4 protein-coding genes are annotated in these 4,262 nt (G+C 72.3%); 2 read left to right on the top strand and 2 right to left on the bottom strand.

From position 1 onward, the window contains the following. Window positions 1-185: 185 nt before the first annotated feature. Both HW445_RS20365 and HW445_RS20360 read right to left on the bottom strand, forming a co-directional pair. On the bottom strand, window positions 186-641 hold the full coding sequence (locus tag HW445_RS20365; RefSeq protein WP_180222421.1) for a tellurite resistance TerB family protein: 456 nt from the start codon (window positions 639-641) through the stop codon (window positions 186-188). Window positions 642-753: 112 nt separating this feature from the next. Next, window positions 754-1,803 carry a sporulation protein gene (locus HW445_RS20360; protein ID WP_180222420.1) on the bottom strand — a complete coding sequence of 350 codons (1,050 nt, stop codon included), beginning with the start codon at window positions 1,801-1,803 and terminating at the stop codon, window positions 754-756. Window positions 1,804-2,123: 320 nt separating this feature from the next. Here HW445_RS20360 and HW445_RS20355 point away from each other — a divergent pair, with 320 nt between their 5' ends. Together HW445_RS20355 and HW445_RS20350 are read left to right on the top strand one after the other, a co-directional pair. Next, window positions 2,124-3,473, top strand: a complete 1,350-nt coding sequence (locus tag HW445_RS20355; protein WP_180222419.1) for a hemolysin family protein — start codon at window positions 2,124-2,126, stop codon at window positions 3,471-3,473. Next, window positions 3,470-4,262, top strand: a 793-nt coding sequence (locus HW445_RS20350) for a hemolysin family protein (protein ID WP_180222418.1), incomplete at its 3' end; no start/stop codon positions are given. The genes HW445_RS20355 and HW445_RS20350, both read left to right, overlap by 4 nt.

Genomic DNA, 4,262 nt, shown 5'->3' with positions numbered 1-4,262 from the left:
CTCCGCCAACGCGGCCGTCACCATGACCCTCATCCTGTACGCCGCCACCCCTCTGTGACCGCCACCCCTCTGTGACCGCCGCCCCTCCGCGGCTCACCCCGCCCCCGTGACCGCCCTCCCGGCCGGGACGCGGCCCTGGCCGGGGGAGCGGGGCGGGCCGCCGGGTGAGGGGGCGGTCCGCGGGGTCAGAGGTCGAACTCGTGCGGCGGCAGCCCCAGGGCGTAGCAGGCGTCGCGCACCACCGCCTGCTCGTCCTTGTCGAAGTTCCCGTCCGCTCCGCCGATCACGATGCCGATCTGGACCACGGCGCGGGCCTCGGCCGGCTTGCGCTTCGCCTTGGCGACCTCCTGGAGGACGGCGACCCGGCCGAAGTCGAAGTCGGCGGCCAGGCGGTCGAGGTTGGCCTCGAAGCGACGGCGGAGGTCCTCGGCGTCGAAGTTGCGGAGCACCTCGTTGGAGGCGATGAGCTGGGCGACCCGCTGCCGCTCGGACGCGTCGACGGTGCCGTCCGCCGCGGCGACCAGCGCGCACATCGCCATCGCGGCATCCCGGAAGGCGCCGCTGGTGAGCTCGTTCTTCTTCGCCGTCAGCTGGGTCTGCATCGTCGATGCGGACTCCCTGATGCGGTCCCACAGGGCCATGGAGAACTCCGTACGTGTCGGGGACGTGCTGGAGGGACGCCGGTCCGGAGCGACTGCCCCGGACCCGCCTCGTTTCTACATTACTGTAGAGAGTCCTTGGGGATGGCGGCCGTCACGCCTCGTCGTCCCCGTCGTCGCCGTCCTCCCCGTACGCCTCGTCCTCCTCCTCACCCTCGAAGAGGTCCCCGATCTCGTCGACGACCTCGGCCGCGACCATGCCTCCGACCACGCCCACCGCGAGTCCCGCCGCGCCGGCGGCGACGGCGGTGCCCACGCCGGGTCCGGAGCCGTGGTGGCCGTGGTCGTGGTGGCCGTCGTGGCCGTGCGGGTAGCCGTGGTGGTCGGGGTCCGGGTGGGGCGCCGCGTGGTCGTACCCGCCGTGGGGGGCGTACGCCGCCCGGTGGTCCAGGAGCTGCCGGATCCAGCCGTCGACCTCGGCCTCCCAGTCGCGGGCGTCGTGGTGGCCGACGGTGAAGCGGGTGATCACGTCGTGGCCGGGGGAGAGGAAGCCGCCCCGCTTGTCGGCCTCCAGCACGACCTCCACGCCGCCGGGGCTCGCCAGGAAGGTGACCTCGATCTCGTTCACCTGGTGCGCGTGGCCGGGCGGCGGGGTGATCTCGATCTCCTGGTAGAAGGGCAGCTGCTGCCCCGTGCCGCCGATGCGCCCGTACTCCAGGTCGGCCGAGCGGAAGGCGAAGCCCAGCCGGCCGAGAGCCTCGAGGATCGCCTCCTGGACGTGCAGCGGGCCCACGGTCAGGGGGTCGAGGTCGCCCTTGTCCCGGGCGCCCGCCACCGCCAGCTCCGTGCGCACGCCCAGCACGATGCCGAGCGGCTGTCCGTACAGCTCCGTGACCGGCGTCTCCCACGGCAGCGTCACGCTGAACGGCAGGCTCCGCCGCTCGCCCGCCGCGAGCCGGAAGCCGCCGCCGACGGTGTACCGCGCGAAGGTGACGGTGCCCTCGCTCTCCCCCTCCGCGTGCTCCGCCTCGACGCGGGCCACCAGTTCCAGCGAGACGTGCTCGACGTCGAAGTCGGCGCCGCCGCCCTCCATGTGCACCTGCCCGGTGAGCTCCGAGCCGGGCAGGGCGGGCCCGGGGGTGAGAACCGTGTCGACGGTGGGTCCGCCCACGCCGAGCGAGCCGAGCAGTCGTCTGAACACCATGCGCGCGTCCACTTCCTCTGGGGTGTCGTTGTGATGTCGCCGTTCGCCCGGACAGGGCGAATGAACGGCGGTTCGCCCGCCGCTCTAGCTTCTACAGGTGAGTAGAAGCATAGGATGACCTGGCACGGGGCGGAGCCCGCTCCGCGCGGAAGCGGAGGGACGGCCGGGAACACAGGACCGGCCGCGACCGTTGTCCCGGTACATCCCGGAAGAAAAAGGAGTCACCCCTTGTCCGCCAGACCGACGGACCCCCCGGGGCACAGTCCCCGACCATCCCGCCAGGTACTTCCTGAGCACGGCACGCGGCGGGATGGTGTTCGATGAGTGCCGTCGACGCCGTCCTGGGTCTGCTGGCCGTCTTCGTGCTGACCGCGGGTACCGGATACTTCGTCGCCCAGGAGTTCGCCTACGTTTCGGCCGACCGGATCGCGCTGGCCCGTGACGCCGAGAGGGGCGACAGGAAGGCCGCCCGCGCGCTGAAGGTGCTGGAGCGGCTCTCGTTCATGCTGTCGGGCGCCCAGCTCGGCATCACCGTGACCGGACTGGTCGTCGGCTTCATCGCCGAGCCGTCCGTCTCCACGCTGCTCAGGCCCGCGCTGTCCGGCCTCGGCCTCCCCGACGCCGCGGTGAGCGGGATCTCCGTCGTGCTCGCCTTCGTGCTGGCCACGGTCGTGCAGATGGTGCTGGGCGAGCTGGCCCCGAAGAACCTCGCCATCGCCGTGCCGGAGCGCCTGGCCAAGGCCCTGGCGGGTTCCACCCTCCTCTACCTGAGGATCGTCGGCCCGCTCGTACGGATCTTCGACGGCGCCGCGAACCGGCTGCTCCGCAGGGTCGGCATCGAGCCCGTCGAGGAACTGCACCACGGCGCCACGCTGGAGGAACTGGGCCACCTGATCGGTGAGTCCCACGAGCGGGGAGCCCTGCCCGAGGACACCGCCGCCCTCCTCGACCACGCCCTGGAGTTCTCCGACCGGACCCTCCACCAGGTGATGGTCCCGCGGGTGGACGCCGTCTTCGTCCGCGAGGACGCCACGGCCGCCGAGGCCGTCGACCTGATCGCCCGGCACGGCCACTCCAACTACCCGGTGCTGGGCGACCACCCCGACGAGATCACCGGCGTGCTCGGCGTCAACGAGCTGATGCGCGAACCGGCCGGCCGCCTCCAGGGCGCCACGGCCGGCGCGCTCGCCCGGCGGCCGCTGTTCCTCCCGGACACCCTGCCGCTGCCCGACGCCGTCACCCAGATGCGTGAGCGGGACGACGAGTTCGCGGTCGTCCTCGACGAGCACGGAGGGGTGGCGGGCATCGTCACCTACGAGGACATAGCGGAGGAACTGATCGGCGACATCGCCGACGAGACCGACACGGTCACCGCAGTAGCCGTGGCGGACGCCGGCGGCTGGCTGGTGGACGCCGGACGGCGGCTGGACGAGGTGGCCGAGGTCACCGGCGTCGAGCTGCCCGAGGAGGAGGACTACGACACCGTGGCCGGTCTGGTCGTCGACCGCCTCGGCCGCTTCCCGGCCGTGGGGGACCGGCTCACCGTCGACCTGCCCGAGGGCGGCGAGGCGCTGATCGAGGTCCGCACCCTCGACCGGCACGTGCCCGACCGCGTGCGGATCGAACTGCCCGAAGCCGAAACCGAGGCGGAGACGGAGGTCCCGGCATGAGTTTCCCGATGGCGATCTTCGTCACCGTCCTGCTGCTGATCGGCAGCGGCTTCTTCGTGGCCGCCGAGTTCGCCCTGGTCGCCGCCAAACGGCACCGGATGGAGAAGGCGGCGGCCGAGAACCGGCGCGGAGCCGGGGCGGCCCTGGCCGGCATGAGGGAGCTGTCCCTGATGCTGGCCGGCGCCCAGCTGGGCATCACCGTCTGCACCCTGGGCCTCGGCTCGGTGTCCAAGCCCGCGATCTCGCACGAACTCGACCCGCTGCTGCACCGCCTGGGCCTGCCCACCGGACTCAGCTACGGCATCGCGTTCGCCGTGGCGATGATCGTGGTGGTGTTCCTCCACATGGTGGTCGGTGAGATGGCGCCCAAGTCCTGGGCCATCGCCCACCCGGAGCGCTCCGCCATGCTGCTCTCCCCGCCCTTCCGGGCCGTGGTGAAGGTGGTCCGGCCGCTGATCCGCCTGCTCAACGCCATGAGCAACACCCTGGTAAGGCTGTGCCGGGTCACCCCGCGCGACGAGCTGGCCTCCGTCCACAACCGGGAGCAGCTCACCCACCTGGTGGCGGAGTCCGAGCGGCTCGGCCTGATCAGCGAGACCGATTCGGAACTGCTGACCCGTTCGCTCACGGAGCCCGAGACCCCGGTCGCCGAGCTCCAGGTACCCACCGCCCGCATCACCTCGGTCGACGCCGACGCCGACGTCGACGAGATCCTGCGGGTCGCGGCGGCGAGCGGCCGCACCCGGCTCCTGGTCCGCGCGCAGGGCTCGTTCGTCGGCTCGATCCACG

This window comes from Streptomyces sp. UH6, from assembly GCF_013421635.1.
Classification (GTDB): Bacteria; Actinomycetota; Actinomycetes; order Streptomycetales; family Streptomycetaceae; genus Streptomyces; species Streptomyces abyssomicinicus.
Note: the sequence above shows the minus strand (reverse complement) of the source record. Positions and strands in the feature narration are given on the sequence as shown.

Excerpts from the sequence above, each read along its gene's own strand:
- HW445_RS20365 (WP_180222421.1), bottom strand. The coding sequence starts at position 641 with ATGGCCCTGTGGGACCGCATCAGGGAGTCCGCATCGACGATGCAGACC.
- HW445_RS20360 (WP_180222420.1), bottom strand. The coding sequence starts at position 1,803 with ATGGTGTTCAGACGACTGCTCGGCTCGCTCGGCGTGGGCGGACCCACC.
- HW445_RS20355 (WP_180222419.1), top strand. The coding sequence starts at position 2,124 with ATGAGTGCCGTCGACGCCGTCCTGGGTCTGCTGGCCGTCTTCGTGCTG.